At 66.1% G+C, this 22,807-nt stretch carries 25 protein-coding genes; 10 read left to right on the top strand and 15 right to left on the bottom strand.

The features are described from left to right. Positions 1 to 24 precede the first annotated feature (24 nt). From DK847_RS17470 to DK847_RS17460, 3 genes are read left to right on the top strand one after another with little or no spacing between them, the layout of a single operon-like run. Complete coding sequence (locus tag DK847_RS17470) at positions 25 to 960, top strand: L-threonylcarbamoyladenylate synthase (protein ID WP_111199827.1); 936 nt, start codon at positions 25 to 27, stop codon at positions 958 to 960. Next, complete coding sequence (locus DK847_RS17465) at positions 957 to 2,351, top strand: FAD-binding oxidoreductase (protein ID WP_111199826.1); 1,395 nt, start codon at positions 957 to 959, stop codon at positions 2,349 to 2,351. The genes DK847_RS17470 and DK847_RS17465 overlap by 4 nt, the downstream gene beginning before the upstream one ends. Further along, positions 2,348 to 2,758 (top strand): GNAT family acetyltransferase, encoded by a 411-nt coding sequence (locus DK847_RS17460; RefSeq protein ID WP_111199825.1) that lies wholly within the window; start codon positions 2,348 to 2,350, stop codon positions 2,756 to 2,758. The genes DK847_RS17465 and DK847_RS17460 overlap by 4 nt, the downstream gene beginning before the upstream one ends. Before the next feature lie 79 nt (positions 2,759 to 2,837). Here DK847_RS17460 and DK847_RS17455 read toward each other — a convergent pair whose 3' ends face one another. Beyond that, positions 2,838 to 3,500, bottom strand: a complete 663-nt coding sequence (locus DK847_RS17455; RefSeq protein ID WP_111199824.1) for an SOS response-associated peptidase — start codon at positions 3,498 to 3,500, stop codon at positions 2,838 to 2,840. Positions 3,501 to 3,519: 19 nt separating this feature from the next. Between DK847_RS17455 and DK847_RS17450 the strand changes: the two genes are divergently transcribed. Further along, entirely contained in the window at positions 3,520 to 3,948 is a 429-nt protein-coding gene (locus tag DK847_RS17450) for an NUDIX hydrolase (protein WP_111199823.1), read from the top strand. 109 nt (positions 3,949 to 4,057) lie between these two features. Continuing rightward, positions 4,058 to 4,315: a hypothetical protein gene (locus DK847_RS17445; RefSeq protein ID WP_111199822.1), complete on the top strand. Its 258-nt coding sequence runs from the start codon at positions 4,058 to 4,060 to the stop codon at positions 4,313 to 4,315. Between the two features lie 2 nt (positions 4,316 to 4,317). Here DK847_RS17445 and DK847_RS17440 read toward each other — a convergent pair whose 3' ends face one another. Genes DK847_RS17440 through DK847_RS17430 form a run of 3 tightly spaced genes read right to left on the bottom strand, consistent with a single transcriptional unit; the run spans position 4,318 to position 7,272 of the window. Continuing rightward, positions 4,318 to 4,947 (bottom strand): LysE family translocator, encoded by a 630-nt coding sequence (locus DK847_RS17440; protein WP_111199821.1) that lies wholly within the window; start codon positions 4,945 to 4,947, stop codon positions 4,318 to 4,320. 3 nt (positions 4,948 to 4,950) lie between these two features. After that, positions 4,951 to 5,934 carry an acrylyl-CoA reductase (NADPH) gene (gene acuI, locus DK847_RS17435; RefSeq protein WP_111199820.1) on the bottom strand — a complete coding sequence of 328 codons (984 nt, stop codon included), beginning with the start codon at positions 5,932 to 5,934 and terminating at the stop codon, positions 4,951 to 4,953. Between the two features lie 12 nt (positions 5,935 to 5,946). Continuing rightward, positions 5,947 to 7,272, bottom strand: coding sequence for a dihydroorotase (locus DK847_RS17430; protein ID WP_111199819.1), 1,326 nt, complete (start codon positions 7,270 to 7,272; stop codon positions 5,947 to 5,949). Positions 7,273 to 7,344: 72 nt separating this feature from the next. On the opposite strand from DK847_RS17430, the gene ygfZ reads away from it, so the two are divergent. The 5 genes from ygfZ to DK847_RS17405 are packed head-to-tail and all read left to right on the top strand — an operon-like array spanning position 7,345 to position 10,396. Beyond that, positions 7,345 to 8,160 (top strand): CAF17-like 4Fe-4S cluster assembly/insertion protein YgfZ, encoded by an 816-nt coding sequence (gene ygfZ, locus DK847_RS17425; RefSeq protein ID WP_111199910.1) that lies wholly within the window; start codon positions 7,345 to 7,347, stop codon positions 8,158 to 8,160. Then, positions 8,157 to 8,750 carry a DNA-3-methyladenine glycosylase I gene (locus tag DK847_RS17420; protein WP_111199818.1) on the top strand — a complete coding sequence of 198 codons (594 nt, stop codon included), beginning with the start codon at positions 8,157 to 8,159 and terminating at the stop codon, positions 8,748 to 8,750. Before ygfZ ends, DK847_RS17420 begins: the two co-directional genes overlap by 4 nt. Next, positions 8,747 to 9,301 (top strand): CHAT domain-containing protein, encoded by a 555-nt coding sequence (locus DK847_RS17415; RefSeq protein WP_111199817.1) that lies wholly within the window; start codon positions 8,747 to 8,749, stop codon positions 9,299 to 9,301. The genes DK847_RS17420 and DK847_RS17415 overlap by 4 nt, the downstream gene beginning before the upstream one ends. Continuing rightward, on the top strand, positions 9,291 to 9,896 hold the full coding sequence (locus DK847_RS17410) for an HD domain-containing protein (protein WP_111199816.1): 606 nt from the start codon (positions 9,291 to 9,293) through the stop codon (positions 9,894 to 9,896). The genes DK847_RS17415 and DK847_RS17410 overlap by 11 nt, the downstream gene beginning before the upstream one ends. Then, positions 9,893 to 10,396, top strand: coding sequence for a tyrosine phosphatase family protein (locus DK847_RS17405; RefSeq protein WP_111199815.1), 504 nt, complete (start codon positions 9,893 to 9,895; stop codon positions 10,394 to 10,396). The genes DK847_RS17410 and DK847_RS17405 overlap by 4 nt, the downstream gene beginning before the upstream one ends. Positions 10,397 to 10,507: 111 nt before the next feature. On the opposite strand, the gene DK847_RS17400 is transcribed toward DK847_RS17405, so the two are convergent. The 11 genes from DK847_RS17400 to DK847_RS17350 all read right to left on the bottom strand — a co-directional run bounded on the left by DK847_RS17400 (position 10,508) and on the right by DK847_RS17350 (position 22,799). Beyond that, positions 10,508 to 11,365 (bottom strand): branched-chain amino acid aminotransferase, encoded by an 858-nt coding sequence (locus tag DK847_RS17400; protein WP_111199814.1) that lies wholly within the window; start codon positions 11,363 to 11,365, stop codon positions 10,508 to 10,510. Between the two features lie 97 nt (positions 11,366 to 11,462). Continuing rightward, the gene (locus DK847_RS17395) at positions 11,463 to 12,428 is read right to left on the bottom strand and encodes a cell wall hydrolase (RefSeq protein WP_161957348.1); all 966 of its coding nucleotides are present in this window, start codon (positions 12,426 to 12,428) and stop codon (positions 11,463 to 11,465) included. A gap of 174 nt (positions 12,429 to 12,602) precedes the next feature. Next, the gene (gene ppdK / locus DK847_RS17390) at positions 12,603 to 15,278 is read right to left on the bottom strand and encodes a pyruvate, phosphate dikinase (protein ID WP_111199812.1); all 2,676 of its coding nucleotides are present in this window, start codon (positions 15,276 to 15,278) and stop codon (positions 12,603 to 12,605) included. Between the two features lie 136 nt (positions 15,279 to 15,414). Beyond that, complete coding sequence (locus DK847_RS17385; protein ID WP_111199811.1) at positions 15,415 to 16,650, bottom strand: MFS transporter; 1,236 nt, start codon at positions 16,648 to 16,650, stop codon at positions 15,415 to 15,417. 203 nt (positions 16,651 to 16,853) lie between these two features. Further along, positions 16,854 to 17,471: a hypothetical protein gene (locus tag DK847_RS17380; protein WP_111199810.1), complete on the bottom strand. Its 618-nt coding sequence runs from the start codon at positions 17,469 to 17,471 to the stop codon at positions 16,854 to 16,856. A 77-nt stretch (positions 17,472 to 17,548) separates the two neighbouring features. Continuing rightward, complete coding sequence (gene glyS / locus DK847_RS17375; RefSeq protein ID WP_111199809.1) at positions 17,549 to 19,561, bottom strand: glycine--tRNA ligase subunit beta; 2,013 nt, start codon at positions 19,559 to 19,561, stop codon at positions 17,549 to 17,551. A 66-nt stretch (positions 19,562 to 19,627) separates the two neighbouring features. Beyond that, the gene (locus DK847_RS17370; RefSeq protein ID WP_111199808.1) at positions 19,628 to 19,867 is read right to left on the bottom strand and encodes a CDGSH iron-sulfur domain-containing protein; all 240 of its coding nucleotides are present in this window, start codon (positions 19,865 to 19,867) and stop codon (positions 19,628 to 19,630) included. 73 nt (positions 19,868 to 19,940) lie between these two features. Further along, entirely contained in the window at positions 19,941 to 20,852 is a 912-nt protein-coding gene (locus DK847_RS17365; protein ID WP_161957347.1) for a glycine--tRNA ligase subunit alpha, read from the bottom strand. 52 nt (positions 20,853 to 20,904) lie between these two features. Further along, positions 20,905 to 21,090, bottom strand: a complete 186-nt coding sequence (locus DK847_RS17360; RefSeq protein WP_111199807.1) for a hypothetical protein — start codon at positions 21,088 to 21,090, stop codon at positions 20,905 to 20,907. A gap of 31 nt (positions 21,091 to 21,121) precedes the next feature. Then, positions 21,122 to 22,000: a S49 family peptidase gene (locus DK847_RS17355; RefSeq protein ID WP_111199806.1), complete on the bottom strand. Its 879-nt coding sequence runs from the start codon at positions 21,998 to 22,000 to the stop codon at positions 21,122 to 21,124. A 13-nt stretch (positions 22,001 to 22,013) separates the two neighbouring features. Continuing rightward, entirely contained in the window at positions 22,014 to 22,799 is a 786-nt protein-coding gene (locus DK847_RS17350; protein WP_111199805.1) for a tRNA1(Val) (adenine(37)-N6)-methyltransferase, read from the bottom strand. Between the last annotated feature and the right edge of the window lie 8 nt (positions 22,800 to 22,807).

Below are 22,807 nucleotides of genomic sequence, written 5' to 3'. Positions count from 1 at the left end.
GCGGCGGACTGCTATAGAGCCCGCATGGTCTCCCACACCGACATCGAAGCCGCCGCACAGGCCCTGCGCGAGGGGAGGCTCGTGGCCTTCCCGACCGAGACCGTCTATGGGCTGGGGGCCGATGCCACCAATGGCGAGGCGGTGGCGCGGGTCTATGCCGCCAAGGGGCGGCCGTCCTTCAACCCGCTCATCGCGCATGTGCCGGATGCCGAGGCGGCTTTCGCGCTGGGCGATTTCAGCGCGGAGGCCCGGGCGCTGGCCCGGGCCTTCTGGCCGGGGCCCTTGAGCCTCGTGGTGCCGCGCGCGCCCGATTGCCCGGTCTCGCTGCTGGCCAGTTCCGGCCTCGACTCGATCGCCATCCGCGTGCCCTCCCACCCGGTGGCGCTGGAGCTGCTGAAGGCTGCGGGCCGCCCGGTGGTGGCCCCCAGCGCCAATCCCTCCGGCAAGATCAGCCCGACCACCGCCGACCATGTCCGCCGCCACCTGAAGGACAAGGTCGCTGCCGTGCTGGACGGCGGCCGCTGCAAGGTGGGAGTCGAGTCGACGGTCGTCAGCGTCCTCGCGGACGGCCCCAAGCTGCTCCGCCACGGCGGCATTCCGCGTGCCGAGATCGAGAAGGTGCTGGGCCACGCCATTGCTGTCGAGTCCCACTCCGAACGTCCCCACGCGCCGGGCCAGCTGCTGAGCCACTACGCGCCCCATGCCGAACTCCGCCTCAATGCCGATGCGCCCCGCGCGGGCGAGGCCTATCTGGGCTTCGGCCCGTTGCACGCCCACGGGACCTGGACCCTCTCCGCGACGGGCGACCTGGTGGAGGCCGCCGCCAGCCTGTTCCGCCTGCTCCATGAAATCGACGCCACGGGCGTCGCGCGCATCGCGGTCGCCCCCATCCCTCATCACGGGCTGGGCGAAGCGATCAACGACCGCCTGTTGCGTGCCGCCGCCCCGAGGAATGCATGAGCGATGCGCTGAACCGCCTCGCCGCCGTGGTGGGCGAGAAGCACGCCATCCGCGATGCCGCCGGGATGGACGGCTACATGCGCGAGTGGCGGCAGATCTGGACCGGCCGGTCGCCCCTCGTGCTGCGGCCGGGCTCGACCGAGGACGTCTCCCGAATCCTGGCGATCGCCAACGAGACGCGCACCCCCATCGTGCCGCAGGCCGGCAATACCGGGCTCTGCGGCGGGCAGATTCCCACCGATGCCGGGAACGAGGTCGTGCTCTCGCTCGAGCGCATGACGCGCATCCTCGATGTCGACGCGGCGGACAATACGATCACCGTCGAGGCCGGCGCGGTTCTCAAATCCGTGCAGGAGGCAGCCGATGCGGTGGACCGGTTCTTCCCGCTGAGCCTCGCCTCCGAGGGTTCCTGCCGCATCGGCGGCAATCTCTCGACCAATGCCGGCGGCCTCAACGTCATCGCCTATGGCAACACCCGCGACCTGTGCCTGGGGCTCGAGGTGGTGCTGGCCGATGGCCGCGTGTGGAACGGGCTGAAGCGCCTGCGCAAGGACAATACCGGCTATGACCTGCGCGACCTGTTCATCGGCGCGGAGGGCACGCTGGGCGTCATCACCGCCGCTGTGCTGAAGTTGTTCCCGAAGCCCCGGACCGTGGAGACGGCCTTCATCGCCGTGCCCTCGCCGCAGGCCGCGGTGGACCTGCTCTCGCTCGCCAGGGAATTGAGCGGCAACCGCGTTGTGGGCTTCGAGCTGATCGCCGACATCGCGCTGCAGTTCGCGATCCGGCATGCCGGCGTGCGCCACCCGCTGGCGGAGGCCTCGCCCTGGTATGTGCTGGCCGAACTCGCCGACCCCGTGCCGGGTGCCATGATGGCGATCTTCGAATCGGCCATGGCGCGCGGCCTCGTGACCGACGCGGCCCTCGCGCAGTCCGATGCGCAGCGCTCTGCCTTCTGGGCGGCGCGCGAGCTGATCTCCGAATCGCAGAAGTCGGAGGGCGGCTCGATCAAGCATGACGTCTCGGTGCCGGTGTCGAAGGTGCCGCAGTTCCTCGCCGCGGCGGATGAGGCGGTGTCGCGCTTCCTTCCAGGCAGCCGCTTCGTCTCCTTCGGGCACCTCGGCGACGGCAACATCCACTACAACATCTCGCAGCCTGTCGGCATGGACAAGGAGGCCTTCCTCGGCATGTGGAACGAGGTGAACGACGTGGTCTTCGAGGTGGTGGGCCGCTTCAACGGCTCGATCAGCGCCGAACATGGCATCGGGCGGCTCAAGGCCTATCGCATGCCTGAGATCAAGTCGGCGGTCGAACTCGACATGATGCGGGGCCTCAAGCGCTTGCTGGACCCCAACAACATCCTGAATCCCGGCCGCGTGCTGCCGGAATGACGGGGTTTCGCGAGATCGCCGACGCCGATGTCGAGTCCGTCGTCGCCCTGTGGCAGGCCTGCGGGCTGACGCGGGCCTGGAATGATCCGTACAAGGACATTGCCTTTGCCCGGGAGTCGGCAACCTCCACGGTGCTCGTTCAGGAACACCACGGGCGCATCGCCGCCAGCGTGATGGCCGGGCATGATGGGCACCGCGGCATGCTCTACTACGTCGCCGTCGACCCCGCGCTGCAACGCCAGGGCCATGGGAAGGCCGCCGTGCGTGCGGCCGAGGAATGGCTGGGGCAACGCGGCGTGTGGAAGGTGAACCTGCTGGTGCGCGCCGAGAATGCCGCGGTGAAGGGCTTCTACGAGGCGCTGGGCTATGAGGTGAACCCGGTGCTCTGCATGGCAAGGAAGATCTGAGGAGGTTCACATCGGACTCGCGGCCCCCACCCCCCCCTTGTGGGGAGGGGCAGGAGTGAGTGGGCCCCGGGCTCAGACGTCAGAACAAGCTCATCTGGTCCGGCCTCTTCGGCGGCGGCTTCGCAGCAGGCGCGCGGCCGATTGCCGTGGGCTCCATGGTGAAGCTGCCATTGGGTGCAGGACGGATCAGCTTCGCGGCATCCTCCGCCTCGCCGGTCAGCCAGCCTTCGTAATCCTCGGGCGCGATGATGACCGGCATGCGGTCATGGATGGTGGCGAGTTCGGCATTTGGCGCGATGGTCATCAGCGTCGCGGTTTCGAGTTCGGAGCCGTCGGCCCCCATCCAGTGCTCCCACAGCCCCGCCAGCGCGAAGAGGCCCTTGTCCGGGCGCTGCACGTAAAACGGCACCTTGCGGCCCTCGGGCCCCGACCATTCGTAATAGCCGTCGGCCGGCACGAGGCAGCGGCGGCGGCGCATGGCGTTCCGGAAGGAGGGCTTCTCCATCACCGTTTCGCCGCGCGCGTTGATCAGCGGCTTGCCGGGCTTCACCTCCTTCACCCAGGAGGGGATGAAGCCCCAGCGCACAAGCGCGAAGTGGCGGGCGCCCCTGTCCATCCGCACCACGCCGATGGGCTGGCCGGGCGCAACATGGGCCCGCGGCGGGAAATCCTCGTCTTCGTGGTAGTTGAACCAGGCTTTGGTTTCCCGGGGGCTCTTCGCCAGGCTATACAATCCGCACATGCGGCGGAGATAATCACGAATGGCGGGTGAGCAACAGTGGCCGAAGCTCGGCGTCTCGGCCGCGGTCTGGCGCGATGGCAGGGTGCTGCTGGTCGAGCGCGCCAAGCCGCCGAGGGGCATGTGGGCTTTTCCCGGTGGCCATGTGGAGCCGGGAGAGACCCTGCAGGAAGCCGCCGCGCGCGAACTCATGGAAGAGACCGGCATGACGGCGACGTTCAACGGCCTTCTCGGCCTCTATGACGTGATCCGCCACGACGCAAGCGGCCTTCTCACCGTGCATTACGTGATCGCCTCCTATCTCGGAGTGGCGGGGCCCGGCGAGCCGGTGGCGATGAGTGACGCGGCTACCGTGGCCTGGGCCGAGCCCGACCGGCTGGACGGTTTCACGCTCGCCCCCAACATCGCCGCCGCCATTGCCGCCGCACGCAAAATCCTTAACGGCGATTAAGGTTTACGTCCGCGGGGTTAACCCTCGTTTAAGGAACGGGTGGCCCTCGGCGGTGCGCTTGCTATGGTCCGGACACACAGCGGCATGACACCGCAAGATGATGGACAGAATGTTGAAGAACGCCCTCCGCCCACGCGACACCGGTGCTGCCACCGAGAAGCAGCTGGCCCTGCAGTTCCTGCTCGATGCCTGGGAGGAAGCTGCCTATGAGGGGGTCGACCGCGACTGCATTGCCACCGCCGCGATCTTCGCTGCCCTGTCCGAACTGATCTCCACCTATGGCGAGGAGCCGGTGGCCGTGATGTGCCAGCGCCTGCCGGAGCGCGTGCGCGGCGGCGAATTCTCGCTGATCAGCACAAGGCAATAGGCTCAGGCGAGGGATTCCAGCAGCAGCGCGAAGCCGAAGGCCGCAATCAGCACACCGGTCCAGCGGTTGACGCGCTCCAGCGCCCTGCCGCTGATGCGCGACTTGAGCCGCGACACGAGATAGCTCAGCAACAGCCACCACAGAATGCCGCCAATGGCGACGCCGGCGATGACCGTGGGCGGGCGGGCCCAGCCTTCATGCAGGCGCAGCACGCCGCTCATGGTGCCGAAGATGGCGATGAAGCCGAAGAATTCGCCCGGGTTCGAGATGGTGAGCCCGAAGGCTGCCAGCATCTTGCCAATGTGTTTCGCGGCCTGCGGTTCCTCCGCCTCCACCGCCGAAATCTCAAGCCGCTTGCGCGCCAGCCACACGCCGGTGACAACCAGCAACAGGCCGCCGATGACGAGGAGCGGCCGCGCATAGGCCTCGATCAGGTGTGACACCCAGCTGATGCCATAGGCCGTCGCCGTCGCGTAGATGACGTCCGCCACCACCGCACCAAGCCCGACGAGGAAGGCCGCGCCAAAGCCGCGCCGGATGGCGTTGCGGATGACGAGGATGTTGACCGGCCCGAGTGGTGCCGTCACCGCCAGGCCGATGGCCATGCCGGCGAGGAGGAGCGAGAGATCCATCGATCAGGCGATGTCGACGACGACGCGGCCCTTCACCTTGCCGGCCACGATGTCGGCGGCGACCTGGGGCACGTCCTCGAGCTTCACGTGGCTCGTCAGCGCATGAAGCTTCGAGAGGTCGAGGTCCTTGACCAGCCGCTCCCATACCTTGAGGCGGCGCGGCATGGGGGTCGAGACCGAATTGACGCCGACGAGCTTCACGCCGCGCAGGATGAAGGGTGCGACGTTGGTCGGCAGGTCCATGCCCTGTGCATTGCCGCAGGCGGCGACCGTCGCGTCCGGGTTCATCTGCGAGATGACGTTGGCGAGAGTGACGGAGCCGACCGAGTCCACGCAGCCCGCCCAGCGCGACTTGGCCAGCGCCTTGACCGGGCCGTTGAACTCGTTGCGGTCGACGATGCCGGCAGCGCCGAGGCTCTTGAGGAAGGCCTCCTCCGAGACGCGGCCCGTCGATGCGATGACGCGGTAGCCGAGCTTGGCGAGGATGACGATGGCGGTCGTACCCACGCCGCCCGCCGCGCCGGTGACGAGGATGTCGCCGTCCGACGGCTTCACGCCCTGCTCCTCCAGCGCCATGACGCAGAGCATGGCGGTGTAGCCCGCCACACCCACCGACATGCAGTCGGCCGCCGTCCAGCCCTTGGGCACCGGCACCAGCCAGTCGCCGCTGAGGCGGGCGACCTCGGAGAACCCGCCATGGTGGCCCTCGCCCACGCCATAGCCGTTCAGCACCACGTGGTCGCCCGCCTTCCAGCGCGGATTGGTGGAAGAGCGCACGGTGCCGGCGAAGTCGATGCCGGGGATCAGCGGGAAGCGCCGCGCGATGGGCGCCTTGCCGGTGATGTTGAGGCCGTCCTTGTAGTTCACCGATGAATGCGTGACGTCGACGGTGACGTCGCCTTCCATCAGATCGGACTCCTCGAGGCGGGTCAGTTCGGCCTTCTGGCCGGCGTCGGTCTTGGTGATGAGAATGGCACGGAAGGACATGTCGTTTCCTCTTTAAAGCGCTTCCACGAAGCGGATGGGCTGGCCGTGGGCCGTCCCGATGATCTCGTCGTTCCACATGACGCGGCGGCCGCGGATCACGGTGCCGACGGGCCAGCCGGTGACGTGGCGGCCATCATGCGGGGTCCACTTGCAGCGGCTCTCGATCCAGGCGTTGGTGATGGTGCGCTTCACCTTCATGTCGACGATGGTGAAGTCGGCGTCATAGCCCTCCGCGATGCGGCCCTTGCCCGCGAGGCCGAAGATGCGGTTGGGGCCGTGCGAGGTGAGGTCGACGAAGCGCTCGATCGTGAGCAGCCCCCTGTTCACGCAATCGAGCATGACGGGCACCAGCGTCTGCACGCCGGGCATGCCCGAGGGCGAGGCGGGATAGGGCTTGGCCTTCTCCTCCAGCGTATGCGGCGCATGGTCGGAGCCCAGCACGTCGACGAGGCCGGATTTCAGCGCTGCCCAGATGCCCTCCTTGTGATGCGGCTCGCGCATCGGCGGGTTCATCTGCAGCAGGTTGCCGAGGCGGGCGTAATCCTCGGAGGTGAAGACCAGATGGTTCGGCGTCACCTCGACGGTCGCGACGTCCCGTGCCGCCGCAAGAATGGGGAATTCATCGGCGGTCGAGACATGCAGCACGTGGATGCGCTTGTGGGCCTCGCGGGCGAGGCGCACCAGGCGCTCGGTACAGAGCCGCGCGGCCTCGGCATCGCGCCAGACATAATGGCTCGACGGATCGCCCTCGATGCGGAGGTCCTTGCGCGCATTGAGGCGGTCCTCGTCCTCCGAGTGGAAGGCGGCGCGGCGGCGGATATTGGCCAGCACGCGGGCCACGCCCTTGTCGTCATCGACCAGCAGCGAGCCGGTCGAGGAGCCCATGAAGACCTTGATGCCGGCACAGCCGGGAAGGAGTTCGAGTTCGCCCAGCTGGTGGGCATTCTCGCGCGTGCCGCCCATGTAGAAGGCGAAGTCGCAATACATGCGGTTGGTGGCACGGGCCACCTTGTCGGCCAGTGCTTCGGCCGAGGTGGTGAGCGGGCTGGTGTTGGGCATTTCGAAGACGCCGGTGACGCCGCCCATCACGGCGGCGCGGCCGCCCGTTTCCAGGTCTTCCTTGTGCTCGGCCCCGGGCTCGCGCAGGTGCACCTGGCTGTCGATGACGCCCGGCAGGATGTGGAGGCCGGTGCAGTCGATGGTTTCGCCCCCCTGCCCCTTGCCGAATGAGCCGATTGCGACGATGCGGCCCCCGGACACGGCAATGTCGCGCTGGCCCACGCCGTCATGGTTGACGACGGTACCGCCCTTCAGGATCAATTCGGCGTGGAATGGCATGGACAGGACCCGGCTTTCCTTGAAGGTTGTTCTGGGTCTTCGTAAATGTGGATCGGGAACGAAGCAACAGCCATGCGTGACATTGATTTTCAGGCGGGAAGCCTCCCCGGCCGGGCGGTGATGACGGTCACCGGGCCGGAGGCGGCCCATTTCCTGCACAACCTGCTGACGGCCGACATCGACCACCTGGCCGAAGGTGCCGCCGCCTATGCCGCCTTGCTCACCCCGCAGGGCAAGATCCTGTTCGACATGTTCGTGCTGAGGGCGGGGGATGGCTTCCTGATCGACTGCGCGGCGGGCCAGCGGGCGGACCTGCTGAAGCGGCTTTCCATGTACAAGCTCCGCGCCAGGGTGGAACTGGCGGCGCGGGATGACCTTGCGGTTGGGGTTTCGCCGGTTGAGATCGCCGGCAGCTTCCAAGACCCGCGCTGCCCGGAGATCGGCTGGCGCATCATCGGTGCGGCCCATGGCGAGGCGCAGGGCTATGACGCGGCGCGCATCGCGGCGGGACTGGCCGATTCGGCCGCCGATCTCGGCTCGGGCGACGTCTTCCCGCATGAGGCCAATCTCGACCAGCTGGGCGGCGTGAGCTTCAGGAAGGGCTGCTATGTGGGCCAGGAAGTGGTCTCGCGCATGGAGCACCGCGGCACGGCGCGCAGCCGCATCCTGCCGGTGGCGGTGGAGGGGCCGATGCCGCCAAGGGGCACGGACATCCGCGCCGGCGACAAGCAGGTCGGCACCCTGCTCTCTTCGTCGGGCCGAATGGCCCTTGCGCTCATCCGGCTCGACCGGCTGGCGGAGGCCACTGCGCCGCTCGTGGCCGATGGTGCTACAGTCACGGTCGAGAAGCCCGCATGGGCGAGATACGAGGTTCCGGGGGCGGCATGAGTGCCACGAGACACGAAGACGGAGTATGCCGCTGCGGCTGGTGCGGCACGGACCCGCTCTACATGGCCTATCACGACACCGAATGGGGTGTCCCTGAATATGATTCGCGCGCGCTGTTCGAGAAGCTGCTGCTCGACGGCTTCCAGGCCGGACTGTCGTGGATCACCATCCTCCGGAAGCGCGACAATTTCCGCCGTGCCTTCGACGGCTTCGATCCGGAGAAGATGGCGCGCTACAAGCCCGCGAAGCTCGAGAAATTGATGCAGGATGCAGGCATCGTGAGGAACCGCCTGAAAATCGAGGCCAGCGTGACGAATGCCCAGGCCTATCTCGCGATCCCCGATTTCTCCGCCTATCTGTGGGACTTCCTCGATGGCGCGCCGCTGGACAACAGGCTGCGCAGCATGAAGGACATTCCGGCCAAGACGCCGCTCGCCGAGAAAATGTCGAAGGACCTCCAGAAACGCGGCTTCCGCTTCGTCGGCCCCACCATCGTCTATGCCTTCATGCAGGCCTGCGGGCTGGTGAACGACCACCTCGTCGACTGCCACCGGCATGAAGCGGTGAAGGCGCTAGGGCGCGGGCGGTGACCGGATCCCCCACCACGGTGATGATTGCGGCACTGCCGGATAGCGGCCTCGAGGCAGTTGCGCTGAGGTCCGTGCTCGAAGCATCGGGGCACCGCGTCGACTTGCGTTTCATCGCGACCCCAAAGCAGTTCCGGCAGGTCATTGCGGCGGTCCCGGCTCCGGAACTGCTGACGATCTGTGGTCACGGTGCGGCTGGCGGGCTCCATTTCGGCTCGCTGGTGGCCAGTGCAGGCGGACATGAGCTGGTCGATGGCTTCCTGATGCCTGAGCGCTTCGCCGGGGACGTCACGTTGCCGGACTGCACCGTCTTGTGCACGGCCTGCGACTCGGGCTCGGCTGCCCTCGCGCGGACGTTCCTGGAGGGCGGTGCCAAGGCCTACATAGCGCCAGCAGGCGAACCGGAGGGTGGTGACGTTCTGGTCGCGGCGCATCTCGTGCTGCATGGCCTCCTGCGTGGGCGTGATCCTGAGACAGCGATGGCGGCTGCGAATGCCGCCGTTGCCGGCGCCGTGTCCCTTACCCTTCATCCACGAGAGGCCCATGCCGCGTGATGCCACGCCGCGCGCATGGCAGCGCATGCTGTCGGGGCGGCGGCTCGACCTGCTCAATCCCTCGCCACTCGACATCGAGGTGGAGGACATCGCGCATGGACTGGCGCGCGTGGCGCGGTGGAATGGCCAGACCAAGGGCGACCATGCCTTCTCGGTGGCGCAGCATTGCGTGCTGGTCGAGGAGCTGGCGGTGCAGCTCGAGCCGGCGCTGGACCGCAAGGGGCGCCTCGCGGCGCTGCTTCACGATGCGCCGGAATATGTGGTGGGCGACATGATCTCGCCCTTCAAGGCCGCACTCGGCCTCGACTACAAGGCCTTCGAGAACCGGCTGCTGGCGGCCATTCACATCCGTTTCGGGTTGTCCGCACAGAGGGCGCAGAAGCTCGAGGTGTTCATCAAGAAATGCGACCATCTTGCCGCCTATCTCGAAGCCACGCAGCTGGCCGGCTTTGCCGTCGACGAGGCGGAGAAATTCTTCGGCAAGCCGAAGGGGCTTGACGGTGAGGCGGCGAAGCGCTTCTTCCGGCTCAAGCCGCTGGCGCCCACCGATGCTGCCGCACTTTATCTCAGGACATTCAGGAAGCTTGCACCATGATCATCGTGTGCCCCCTCAACAAGGTGCAGCCCCTTATCGACCGGCATGGCGCGAAGCATGTGGTGACACTGCTCGCCCCCGACACGCCGCATGATGCGCCGCAGGGCATCACGCCCGGGCGGCATCTCAAGCTCTACTTCCACGACATCGTGCAGCCGATGGAGGGCCACGTGCCGCCGGGTGCGGGCGATGCCGAGAAGATGATCGCCTTTTTCCAGGACTGGGACCGCAAGGACCCCATGCTGGTGCATTGCTGGGCCGGCATCAGCCGCTCGACGGCCGCGGCCTATACCGCGCTCTGCATGTTCCGACCGGGTGCGGATGAAGAGGAACTGGCCTTCGAACTGCGCCAGGCCTCGCCATCCGCCACGCCGAACCGGCTGATCGTGTCGCTGGCCGACGAGGTCCTCGGGCGCAACGGACGCATGGTGAGGGCGATCGAGAAGATCGGACGGGGTGCGGATGCGTTTGAGGGCACACCGTTTGTGCTGCGGCCCTAGCACCATGCACTCATCATGCGCGGGCGTGACCCGCGCATCCTTTTCGGCGGCCACAAAGAAGATGGCCGGGACGAGCCCGGCCATGATGATGGTTTGGCGTGGAAGAGTGACTCACCGCCCCTTCAGCGCATAGTCCCAATAAAGCTCCCGCGCCTTCTGCATGATGGGGCCGGGCTGGAGGTTCTTCTGTTCGACCCGCGTGATGGGCGCCACCTTGGCCCAGTTGCCGGTGGAGAAGACTTCGTCGGCCTCCAGGAATTCGCTCCACCTGATCGAGCGTTCATGCACCTTGATGCCGGCATCGCGCAGGAGCTTCACCACGCGCTGGCGGGTGACTCCGTTGAGGAAGGTGCCGTTGGGAATGGGCGTATGGGCCTCGCCGTCCTTGGCGAACCAGATGTTGGCGGTGGACAGTTCCGCCACGTGGCCGAGGGCGTCCAGCATCACCGCATTGTCGAAGCCGCGCGATTTGGCTTCGCGGATGGCGCGGGCGGAATTGGGGTAGTGGCAGGCGGCCTTGGCATCGGTCGGTGCATATTCATAGGACGGCCGGCGGAAGGGCGAACAGGTGACCGAGAAGCCGGTGGGCTTGGGCAGCGGCGCATCATAGACCGAGACCGAAAACTGGGTCGACTCGGGGTCGACGTCGACGAAGCCGTCCTCGGCCCAGAACATGGGGCGAAGGTAGAGTTCCGCGCCCTTCGGGAACTTGGCGATGCCTTCGCGGATCAGCTCCTCGATCTCACCCGCGTTCTTCAGCACCTTGAGGCCGAAGCTTTCCGCCGAGCGGACGATGCGCTGGCAGTGGAGATCGAGGTCCGGCGCCACGCCGGCAAAGGCGCGCGCCCCGTCGAACACGCAGGAACCGAGCCACGGCGCATGTGTCATGGGGCCCATCAGCTGCGGGTTGCCCATGTGCCACTCGCCCTTGAACCAGGTCCAGGCGGTGCCGGTGGTTTCCTTCGCCATCTTCGACTCTCCTTCAGCCCGCGCATCCTAGACTGGCGACGGCGGAAACAGAAAGGGCGCCCGGAGGCGCCCTGCAAAACCCTGCCATGCGAGGAGGTCAGCCCTCTTCGTAGAACACGTGCCGCCCGATCTTGATCAGGCGCTTCATGCTCTTGGCCCATTTGGGGTTCACGTAGTCGGCGTGATAGTTGGTGGCGGAGCCGATGGCAGCGACCTTGGCGTCGCCCGAAATGGCCATCTTCGCGATGCGCTTGGAGTTGGCCCAGGCAGCGGCGCTGCGCACATCGTCCGGCAGGCCATCACAGGCGAAGGAGAACTGGCAGGAATTGCGGCGGCCCGAACCCTGGTAAACCACGCCGCAGATCGACTTCGGATATTCCGGATCCTTGACGCGGTTGAGAATGACCTTGGCCACGGCGAGCTGGCCCAGCTCCGATTCCGAGCGGGCCTCGAAATAGACGGCGCGGGCGAGGCAGTTTTCCTCCGCCATCTGCACGCGGCGGCGGGCAATGGCCTGCTGGGTGGCCTTGTCGACCGGCTTCCGCGAGGCGGTGACGGTGCGCTTCAGCTTCACGCCCTGCATCACCTTCTGCGGCGACGGGCCCTTGATGATGACGCCCCCCGACGCACCATCGTCGTCCTTGAGGTTCACCGAGGCCGGGACGATCTGCACCTGCTGCTTTTCGATGATGGAGGCCTGGAGGACGACCGGGCGGTCGCCCTTTCCGTCCATCGAAACGGTCTGCTCCTGATAGGCAACCTGGGAGGTGAAGGAGGTCTTGCTGATCACTTCGAGGCTGGTGGATTCAGGGACCAGCGAGCCCTTGGCAAGAATGTTGGTGGACGGGCCGGAGAGGCTTTCGATGACGTCATCGGGCTCGGCGTTGTGGGCGACGGCGTTCTGGCCCATGTAGTGGCCCGCGAAGGCAAAGGCCAGGACGAGCATCACGCCGCCGGCGACCATGGGACCGTACTCGGCGAGGAAGCTGCGCTTCTCGCGGGTCGTGAAGTCCTCGAATTCCCAGGCCCCTGCAGGCCTTGTCTTACGCGTTCTTTTCTTCACTTCCCCTCGACACACCGTGGGCCGCATGTCTTACGGCGCTGTTAATACGCGGTAGTCTATAGGGGTCCCGTTTAACATAGGTTAACCATCCCGGCAACCCGGAAGGGCCACTTTTGAGCCTGAATCGTGACAGGGTGAAGACGTGGTTAACCCCTTGCCACAATTCGGAAAAACCTAGCGTTTCGAGAGACTTGCCTGAGCTGCCGCCAGGCGTGCAATGGGCACGCGGAAGGGCGAGCAGGAGACATAGTCCAGGTTGACGGTTTCGCAGAAAGCGATCGACGCCGGATCGCCGCCATGCTCGCCGCAGATTCCCGATTTCAATCCGTGCTTTACGCTCCGTCCCCGCTCGGTGCCGATGCGGATGAGCTCGCCCACCCCCTCGACGTCGAGCGAAATGAAGGGGTCGGTCTTGAACACCCCCTTGGAGGTGTATTCGCCGATGAAGCGGGCGGCGTCGTCGCGGCTGATGCCGAAGGTGGTCTGCGTCAGGTCATTGGTGCCGAAGGAGAAGAAGTCGGCGGACTCGGCGATCTCGGCTGCCCGAAGTGCTGCCCGCGGCAGCTCGATCATGGTGCCGACCGAATACTCGATGGCCACGCCCGTCTCCTTCGCGACCTGTTCTGCCACCGCCACGATGCGCTCCTTCACCCGGTCCAGCTCGGCGCGTGAGGCGACGAGCGGCACCATGACCTCCGGAATGGGGGCCTTGCCGGTGCGGCGGTGGATCTCGGTCGCCGCTTCGAAGATGGCGCGGGACTGCATCTCGGCCACTTCCGGGTAGGAAATGAGAAGCCGCACGCCGCGGTGGCCCAGCATGGGGTTGAACTCCTTGAGTTCGGCGACGCGGGCACGGAGCTGGTCGGGGTTCGCCCCCATCTGCTCCGCCACCTCCTCGATCTCATGGTCGGCATGGGGCAGGAATTCATGGAGCGGCGGATCGAGCAGGCGGATCGTCACGGGAAGGCCCGCCATGATCTCGAACAGCTCGATGAAGTCGTTCCGCTGCATCGGCAGCAGCTTGGCCAGCGCCGCGCGGCGCTGCTCCACCTTGTCGGCGATGATCATCTCGCGCACCGCGACGATGCGCTCGGCATCGAAGAACATGTGCTCGGTGCGGCAGAGGCCGATCCCCTCCGCGCCGAAGTCGCGCGCGGTGCGGGCGTCGAGCGGGGTTTCGGCATTGGCGCGGACACCCATGCGGCGGAAGCTGTCCGCCCAGGACATCAGCGTGGCGAAGTCACCGGAGAGCTCGGGCTTGATGGTGGCCACCTCGCCCTTCATCACCTGGCCCGATGAGCCATCGACCGTGATGGTGTCGCCCTTCTTCAGTGTCACACCCATGACGGTGAGGGTGCCCGCCGCATAATCGATGCGGAGCGCGCCGGCACCCGACACGCAGGGCTTGCCCATGCCGCGCGCCACGACGGCGGCGTGGGAGGTCATGCCGCCACGCGTGGTGAGGATGCCTTCCGCGGCATGCATGCCGTGAATGTCCTCCGGGCTCGTCTCGATGCGGACCAGGATGACGCGGCGGTTAAGTGACTTCAGCCGCTCCGCCTCATCGGCGTCGAACACGATTTCACCCGACGCCGCGCCGGGCGATGCGGGAAGCCCCGTGGCAATCACGTCACGCTTGGCCTTGGGGTCGAGCGTGGGGTGCAGCAGCTGGTCAAGCGAGGCGGGGTCGATGCGCTGCACTGCCTCCTGCCTGGTGATGAGGCCTTCCGCCGCCATGTCGACCGCGATCCTGAGTGCGGCCTTGGCGGTGCGCTTGCCGGTGCGGGTCTGCAGCATCCAGAGCTTGCCGTCCTGGATGGTGAATTCCATGTCCTGCATGTCGCGGTAATGGCGCTCGAGCAGGTCGAAATTGGCCTTCAGCTCCTTGAAGGTCTCCGGCATGATGTGTTCGAGCGAGGGCGCATCGGAATGGGCCTCGATGCGGGCCTTTTCGGTGATGTTCTGCGGGGTGCGGATGCCAGCCACCACGTCCTCGCCCTGGGCATTGACGAGGAACTCGCCATAGAGCTCCTTCGCCCCCGTGGCCGGATTGCGGGTGAAGGCAACACCGGTCGCCGAGGTCTCACCCATGTTGCCGAAGACCATGGCCTGCACGTTGACCGCCGTGCCCCAGTCTTCCGGGATGCTGTTGAGCTTCCTGTAGGTGATGGCGCGGGCCCCCATCCAGGACTTGAACACGGCGCCGATCGCCCCCCAAAGCTGCTCATGCGGGTCCTGCGGGAAGGGCTTGCCCGTCGCCTCCTCCACCAGCGCCTCGTAGCGCGCGATGAGGCCCTGCCATTCCTCGGCGGTCACTTCGGTGTCGAGCGTGTAGTTGCGCTGTTCCTTGAAGCCGCCGAGAATGTCCTCGAACTCGGCGTGATCGACGCCGAGCACCACGTCGGAATACATCGAGATGAAGCGGCGGTAGCTGTCGAAGGCGAAGCGACGGTCACCGGAGCGCGTGGCGAGGCCTTCGACGGTGACGTCATTGAGGCCGAGGTTCAGCACCGTGTCCATCATGCCGGGCATCGAGGCGCGCGCACCGGAGCGGACGGAGACGAGCAGCGGGTTGGCGGCATTGCCGAACTCGGCCGCGGCGATCTTCTCGACACTCGACAGTGCGGCGCGGATCTGCGCGTCGAGGCCGTCCGGATAGGCCCGGTTGTTCTTGTAGAAGGCGGTGCAGACCTCGGTCGAGATGGTGAAGCCCGGCGGCACCGGCAGGCCAAGATTGGCCATTTCGGCGAGGTTGGCGCCCTTGCCACCCAGCAGCGCCTTCATTTCGGCCCGGCCTTCCGCCGAACCACCACCGAAGGAATAAACGAACTTCGCGCTTTCAGCCGCCATGACAGATTCTTCCCATTGCTCGACGTTGCTTGTGAAGGCTTGGTAGCGGGCGGCGGCCCGCACACCAGACAATCACAGGAACGTGATGCGTGCAATGCAATATCGCAGATGCGGCATTGCACCTTTAGCCAAGCTCTCAGGCCATTGCCGGGCGCAGCGGTGGCCCGTGCGGGCGGCGGACATAGAGAATCCACAAGGCGATCGACAGGTTCAGCACGTTCCACGCCACGCCGTTGAGGAAGGCCATGGTGTAGGAACCGGTCCAGTCATAGATTTCGCCCGACATCCAGCCACCCAGTGCCATGCCGAAGACGGTGGCCGTGAGCACGGTGGAAATGCGGCTCCCCGCCTCGCGCGCCGGGAAATGGTCGCGGATGATCAGCGCATAGCTCGGCACGATGCCGCCCTGGCTGAGGCCGAAGATGGCGGAGACGACATAGAGCGAGGCCAGCCCGTCGAACGGGATATAGGCGATGAGCGCCAGCATCTGCATGGCGGAACCGGCAATCAGCGTCGGCAGCCCGCCCACCTTGTCGGCGACGAGGCCCGAGACGAGACGGCTCAGCACGCCAAAGCCCAGCATGATGGACAGCATCTCGGCCCCGCGCGCCGGGCCGTAGCCCAGGTCGGCGCAATAGGCGACGATATGGACCTGCGGCATCGACATGGCGACACAGCAAGAGAGGCCCGCCAGCACGAGGGCGGGGAACAGGAAGCGGTGGCTGGGCAGCAGGCCCTTCTGGCCCGCCATGCGGCTGGCGGGGCTTGCCGTGTCGTGGAAATGCGGGCGCTTCCGCAGGAACTGGGCGAGCGGGGTCATCACCACCACGCAGAGCACGCCGATCGCCATGTAGGTCCAGCGCCAGCCATAGGTCTGGATCGCGGCCTGCATGAAGGGCGGCCAGATGGTGCCGGCGATGTAGTTGCCGCTCGCCACGATGGCAATCGCGATGCCGCGGCGCTTGAGGAACCACTGCGAGGCATCGGCCACCAGCGGCCCGAAGGTGGCCGCCGAGCCGAGGAAGCCGATGAACACCGCCTGCACGACGACGAACTGCCAGTAGCTCGTGGACCACGCGGCGAGGAAGAAACCGATGCCCAGAGCTGCACCCGCGATGGTGACGGGCACGGTGATGCCGAACTTGTCCGCCATCTTGCCCATCACGAAGCCGCCCGCCGCGAAGCCGAGGAAGGTGGCGGTATAGGGGAAGGAGGCGCCGGCACGGTCGACACCGAACTCCGCCTGGATCGTGGGCAGCACCACGACCGCCAGCCACAGCCCGATGCCGCCGACGACGGCGAGCAGCAGCGAGACGAACAGCCTGATCCAGGCATAGCGGCTGTCGGGGGTATAGGCGGAGGCGGCGGTCATGGACGTTCCTTACGCAGAAGGAACGACAAGGTCAAAATGGCACCTATGCAGAATCGCTGGGTCCAACCGGCGTAAGGGCCCATCCATCTCACCGTCCTCTCATCATGGCCGGGACAAGCCCGGCCATCATGAGGAAAGCACAGGACCCGATATCTCACCCGTTCACCCCGGCATCCGGGGGTCACGATGGGTCCACGGGCCCCTCACTCGAAGGCGTTGATCATCCGGACGTTCTCGTTGCAGCCCTGCATGAATTCGGGGATCGAGACATCGGCGAAGGGCAGCTTGTAGAAGCTGGCACTGCCGGGCTTCGACTGCACCATGTAGGCCCAGTGGCTGAGCGTGCCGCCCTGGGCGAGGCTGGTCATCTGGTTGACCATGGTCCAGTTCCTGCCACGCTTCACCATCTGGCCCACCGGATAGTTGACGACCGTGCCGGGGTCGGGCGCAGTGCCGGCAGCATACATGGTCATGAAGACGCGGCCCTCGGGCGTGACCTGGCCCAGCACATACTGGCAGCTGGCGATCTGGTTCACCGTGAGCTTCACCACCACGGTGCCGGTGAAATAGCCGTTGAAGTAATCCGTGATGTGGAAGACGGTCTGGCCGCGGTCGACCACGAACTTGTTCTCGGCCTCGACGTGGAACACCGAATAGATGCCCTCCGGCGGCACGATCCAGTAGCTGTCCTCGAACCACGCCCACTTCTTGTAGAAGCCGACGCTCTCGGAGGCCGCTGCGGGCGCGGCAAGGAGCGACGCCGAAGCGGCAAGGGCGAGCACGGCCGCGGCGGCGCGGCGAAGTGACATCAGAAGGCGCATGCGAAATCTCCCGTCAGACGGCTGCGCAAGCTACACGCTGTGCACAGCGCGCAGAATGCGCAGAACTACCGAAGCTGTCAGCCCTCGATCCGGGAGAAGTCCGCAACCTCCGCCGTCGCCGCGCGGATGTGATTGAGGAGTCGCAGGCGGTTTTCGCGGAAGGTGGCGTCCTTGTCGTTCACGGTGACGCCTTCGAAGAAGGCATCGACGGGGACACGCAGCTTGGCGATTGCCGTCATTGCAGCCTCGAAATCCTCCTCGCGCAACGCGCGGCGCACCTGGCCCACGGCCTGGGTGATGGCGGTGTGCAGCGCCTTCTCCTCGCCCTTGATCAGCTGCGAGATGTTGACGTCGCCGTCGTAGGAGCGGCCGTCCTTCTTCTCCTCGATCTTGAGGATGTTGGAGGCGCGCTTGACGCCGGCGAGCAGGTTCTTGCCGTCGTCCGTCTCGAGGAACTTCGACAGCGCCTCGACGCGCTTCGTCACCATCAGAAGGTCGTTCTGGTTGCCGAGTGCAAACACCGCATCGATCAGGTCATGGCGCTTGCCCTGTTCCTTCAGGTGCACCTTCAGGCGGTCGGCAAAGAAGGCAATGAGGTCGTCACCACAGAAGGTGAGCGGCAGGCGCAGGTTCTTGTCGAGGATGATGCGGATGACGCCGAGCGCAGATCTGCGCAGTGCATAGGGGTCCTTGGAGCCCGTGGGCTTCTCGTCGATCGACCAGAAGCCGTTGAGCGTGTCGAGCTTGTCGGCCAGCGCCACTGCCTGACCGACCGCTGAAACGGGGATCGTGTCGGTGGGGCCGACGGGCTTGTAGTGATCGCGGATCGCATCGGCGACCTCCGGATCGACGCCCTGGTCCAGCGCATAGTAGCGGCCCATGAGGCCCTGCAGCTCGGGGAATTCGCCGACCATGCCGGTGACGAGATCGGCCTTGGCGAGGCGCGCGGCGAGCCTGGCCTTCTCGACGTCCGCACCGATGGTCTTGGCGATCTCGGCGGCCAGCGTCTCGATCCGCATGACGCGCTCGCCCTGGCTTCCGAGCCTGGCGTGGAAGGTAATGGCGTCGAGCTTCTTCGCCCACACCTCAAGCTTCACCTTGCGGTCCTGGTCCCAGAAGAACTTGGCGTCCGACAGGCGCGCGGCGATGACCTTGTTGTTGCCGGCGATGATGGTCCTGCCGCCATCCTTGGCGACGAGGTTCGACACCAGCAAATAGCGGTTGGCGAGCTTGCCCGTTGCCGCATGGCGCAGCGCGAAGCACTTCTGGTGGTTCTTGATCGAGGTGGCGATCACCTCCGGCGGCACGGTGAGGAAGCTTTCATCGAAGCTGCCCATCAGCACCACGGGCCATTCGACGAGGCCCGCCGTCTCCTTCAGCAACCCCTCGTCCTCGATCAGTTCGAGGCCCTGGGCGAAGGCGAGATTGCGGGCTTCCGTGCGGATCGTCTCGATGCGGGCACTGGCATCGACGATGACGAAGGCGTGGTGCAGCTTCTGGGCATAATCCTCGAAGCGGCGCACCTCGATATGCTGCGACCCCATGAAGCGGTGGCCGCGGGTGACGTTGCCGCTGCGGATGCCCTCGATCTCGAAGTGCACCACCTCGCCATCGAAGGTGCAGACGATGGAATGGAGCGGACGCACCCAGCGAAGCGAACCCGAACCCCAGCGCATGGACTTGGGCCAGGGAAACTTGCGGATCGTGTCGGGCACGACTTCTGCGATGATCTCGGTCGCCGTGCGGCCGGGCCGGCGGATGACGGCGAGATAGAACTGGCCCTTCTTGTCGTCCTGCACCTTGAGCTGGCCGAGGCTCAGGCCCGTGGACTTGAGGAAGCCTTCGATGGCGGGCTGGGGCGCGTCGACGCGCGGGCCCTTGCGCTCCTCGTTCACGTCCGCCGCCTTGGCGTCGAGGCCCTCGACCGAGAGCACGAGGCGGCGCGCCCCGCCATGGGCCTGGGCGCCCTCATAGGTGAGGCCCGCCTCGACCAGGGCATTGGTCACCATCTGGCGCAGGTTCTCCGCCGCCTTGGCCTGCATGCCGGCGGGGATTTCCTCGGAAAACAGTTCGATCAGAAGTTCAGGCATCGGGCACTCCGGGCGGGGCCCGCGAATTAGCAGCCCCGTCCCGGCTTGTCACCCCTCAGGGGGGCGTCAGAGCGCCTTGTGGGTGCCGTCGCAGAACACCGGGTTCTTGGTGTGCTTGCAGGCGCAGAAGAATTTGCGGCCGCTGGCCTCGGCCGTCCACTTCACGGGGGTGAAGGACGAGCCCTTGTGGCTGCCGTCGCAGAAGGGCTGGTTCTTGGACTGGCCGCAGGAACACCACCAGTAATCCTTGCCGGCCTCGACCTCGACGGGGATCGGCGACTTCTGGGGAACATTGGGTTCGGACATGGCCTGCTCCTGATTTGGTAATTGATCAGGTTACAGTATCGGGACTTCAGGTGACCGAGTCAACCGCGAGGAACTACGCGGTTGCGCCGCCGCCCGCCGTCTTGCTCCAGGCCTCGCAGCAGCCCTTGGCGAGTTCGCGCACGCGCAGGATATAGGCCTGGCGTTCGGTCACCGAGATGACGCCGCGCGCATCGAGCAGGTTGAAGGTGTGCGAGGCCTTGATGCACTGGTCATAGGCGGGGAGCGCCATCTCGTGGCGATTGTCGCGGTCGCCCGCGGCGAGCAGCGCCTTGCACTCGGCCTCGGCATCGATGAAGTGCTGCAGCAGCACCTCGGTGTTGGCATGCTCGAAATTGTAGCGCGAATATTCCTGCTCGGCCTGCAGGAAGACGTCGCCATAGGAGATGCGCTTGGCACCCTCCTGGCCGTTGAAGTTCAGGTCATAGACATTGTCGACGCCCTGCACATACATCGCCAGGCGCTCGAGGCCGTAGGTCAACTCGCCCGAGACGGGCGCGCAGTCGAGGCCGCCAACCTGCTGGAAGTAAGTGAACTGCGAGACTTCCATGCCGTCGCACCAGACTTCCCAGCCGAGGCCCCAGGCGCCCAGCGTCGGGCTTTCCCAGTCGTCCTCGACGAAGCGGATGTCATGCAGCGAGCGGTCGATGCCGATGGCCTCCAGCGAACCGAGATAGAGGTCCTGCAGGTTGGCCGGCGAGGGCTTCATGATCACCTGGTACTGGTAATAGTGCTGCAGGCGATTGGGGTTCTCGCCATAGCGGCCATCCTTGGGGCGGCGCGAGGGCTGGACATAGGCCGCGGCCCAGGGCTTCGGCCCGACCGAACGCAGCGTGGTGGCGGGGTGGAAGGTGCCCGCACCCACTTCCATGTCATAGGGTTGCAGGATGACGCAGCCTTTTTCGCCCCAGTACTGGTGGAGCGTGAGGATCAAGTCCTGGAAGGATCTGGTGGGATTCAATGCCATGCGGTCCGCCTCGGAAAAGCGCGGCGGACCCTAGGGGCGAGGAGTCGGGAGGTCAAGCCTCGGGGTAGTAGACGCCGGTGCGCGGGTCCTGGCGGAGGCGGCGGACCTGCTGCGGATGACGCTGCTGGCGATTGGCTTTGACGCGCACGGGCTGCATCTCGCGCATCATCAGCATCTTGATGACGAAGAACGACAGCACGGCTGCGGCGAGCAGCGACAAGAGCTTCAAGACAACCATCGGGACCTCCAACGAGCCTCCAGTGATACGATCATAAGCCGAAACGCGACCACAATGCACGCGTTTCGAGCGCGTCCATTGAATTTCCTGCAATATCAGATACTTCAATGCCAAAGCCGAGCTTTTTGAGGCCCCAGCCCTGGGACGGTGGGATGGTCTTGATGACCAGTTTGTCGCCAAAGCGGGCCCTCAGCACCTGGTGCATGTGGCCGATGCCGTCGACCAGGCCGCGGGCCAGCGCCTGGCGCCCCGCCCAGAAGGCGCCGGAGAAGATCTCGGGGTCGTCCGCCTTCAGCCTGCTGCCGCGGCGCGATGTGACCAGCGCCTTGAAGGCAGCGTGGATATCACCCTGCAGCGACTTCAGATGTTCGACGTCCTCGGCGCGTTCGGGCTTGAAGGGGTCGAGGATCGACTTGTTTTCGCCCGCCGTGTGGACGCGGCGCTCCACGCCCAGCTTGCGGATCGCCTCGACAAAGCCGAAACCGGCATAGATGACGCCGATCGAGCCCACGACCGAGCTTTCATCGGCATAGATCTCGTCGCCCGCACAGGCGAGCCAGTAGCCGCCCGACGCGGCCACGTCCTCGCAGAACACGATGACGGGAAGATTCTTTTCCTCGGCCAAATCGCGGATGCGCGCGTGGATCAGCGCCGACTGCACGGCCGAGCCGCCCGGCGAATTGACCGAGACGGCAACGGCCGCGATGCCCTTGCGGCCGAAGGCGCGCTCCAGCATGCCGTTCACCGCCTTCAGCGTCAGCGCTGGCCGCAGCGGCGTGCCGATGCCGATGGCGCCCTCGAGCCTGACATGCGTGACGACCGGCACCGACTTGCGGAAGCGAAGCGGGATGATGCTGTTGAGGAAACCGTTGCTGCCCATGCGCTTCAGATAGGTGCTGGCAGCAACCATCGCAAGGTGCCGCTCACCGCAGAGGAAAGCCGGCGCCGTTCCGCAACACGGCGTCCGCCTCGGGCGTGAAATCGTTTCCTTCGCCGTGCAGGATGAGGCCCGGCAAAATCTGCAGCGGTGCCTTCGAGCCCTTGGTGCCCTGCACCAGGATGCGCGAGGCGGCTGCCCCGCGGCGCGGGAAGAGCGGGGCTAGCCTGATGTCGCCGAAGCGGTTGTCCATGGCGCCTAGCAGCTGTCCCAGCGTCTCGCTGCGGTGGACCACGGTGACGGTGCCGCGCGGGGCCAGCATGGCGTGGAGCAGCTTGGCCCAGAGCTCGAGATCATCCGGTCCGAAGGCATGGGCCTGGGACTTGAGGAGATTGGGCGAGGCGGTGGACCGGGTCTCGTCGAAAAACGGCGGGTTGCACATGGCATGGGCGAAGCTGCCGGGAGCAGGCATGCCGATCTGGTCGCGCCGCAGCGCCTCGCGCACATCGGCGTGGATCACGCGCAGCCGGTCCTGCATGCCGTTCCGCCTGGCATTTTCCTCGCAGATCATGGCGTAGCGGGTGGCGACCTCGATGCCCGTCACCTGCACCTCGGGGTTGCGGGCCAGCAGGCAGAGGGCGGCGACTCCCGGGCCGATCCCCGCCTCGAACACGCTGTCGCCCGGCTGGCAGGGAATGGCGGCGGCGAGAAAGACCGAATCAATCCCGGCGCGGAAGCCCTTCTCGGGCTGCAGGATGCGCAGGCGCCCGCCGAGGAAGCCGTCCTCGGTGAGGCTGGGGGGAATCGGGGCTGGTTGACTGGCTGGCTGCATCTGGTGAA

Source organism: Aestuariivirga litoralis (genome assembly GCF_003234965.1).
GTDB classification, from domain to species: Bacteria; Pseudomonadota; Alphaproteobacteria; order Rhizobiales; family Aestuariivirgaceae; genus Aestuariivirga; species Aestuariivirga litoralis.
Note: the sequence above shows the minus strand (reverse complement) of the source record. Positions and strands in the feature narration are given on the sequence as shown.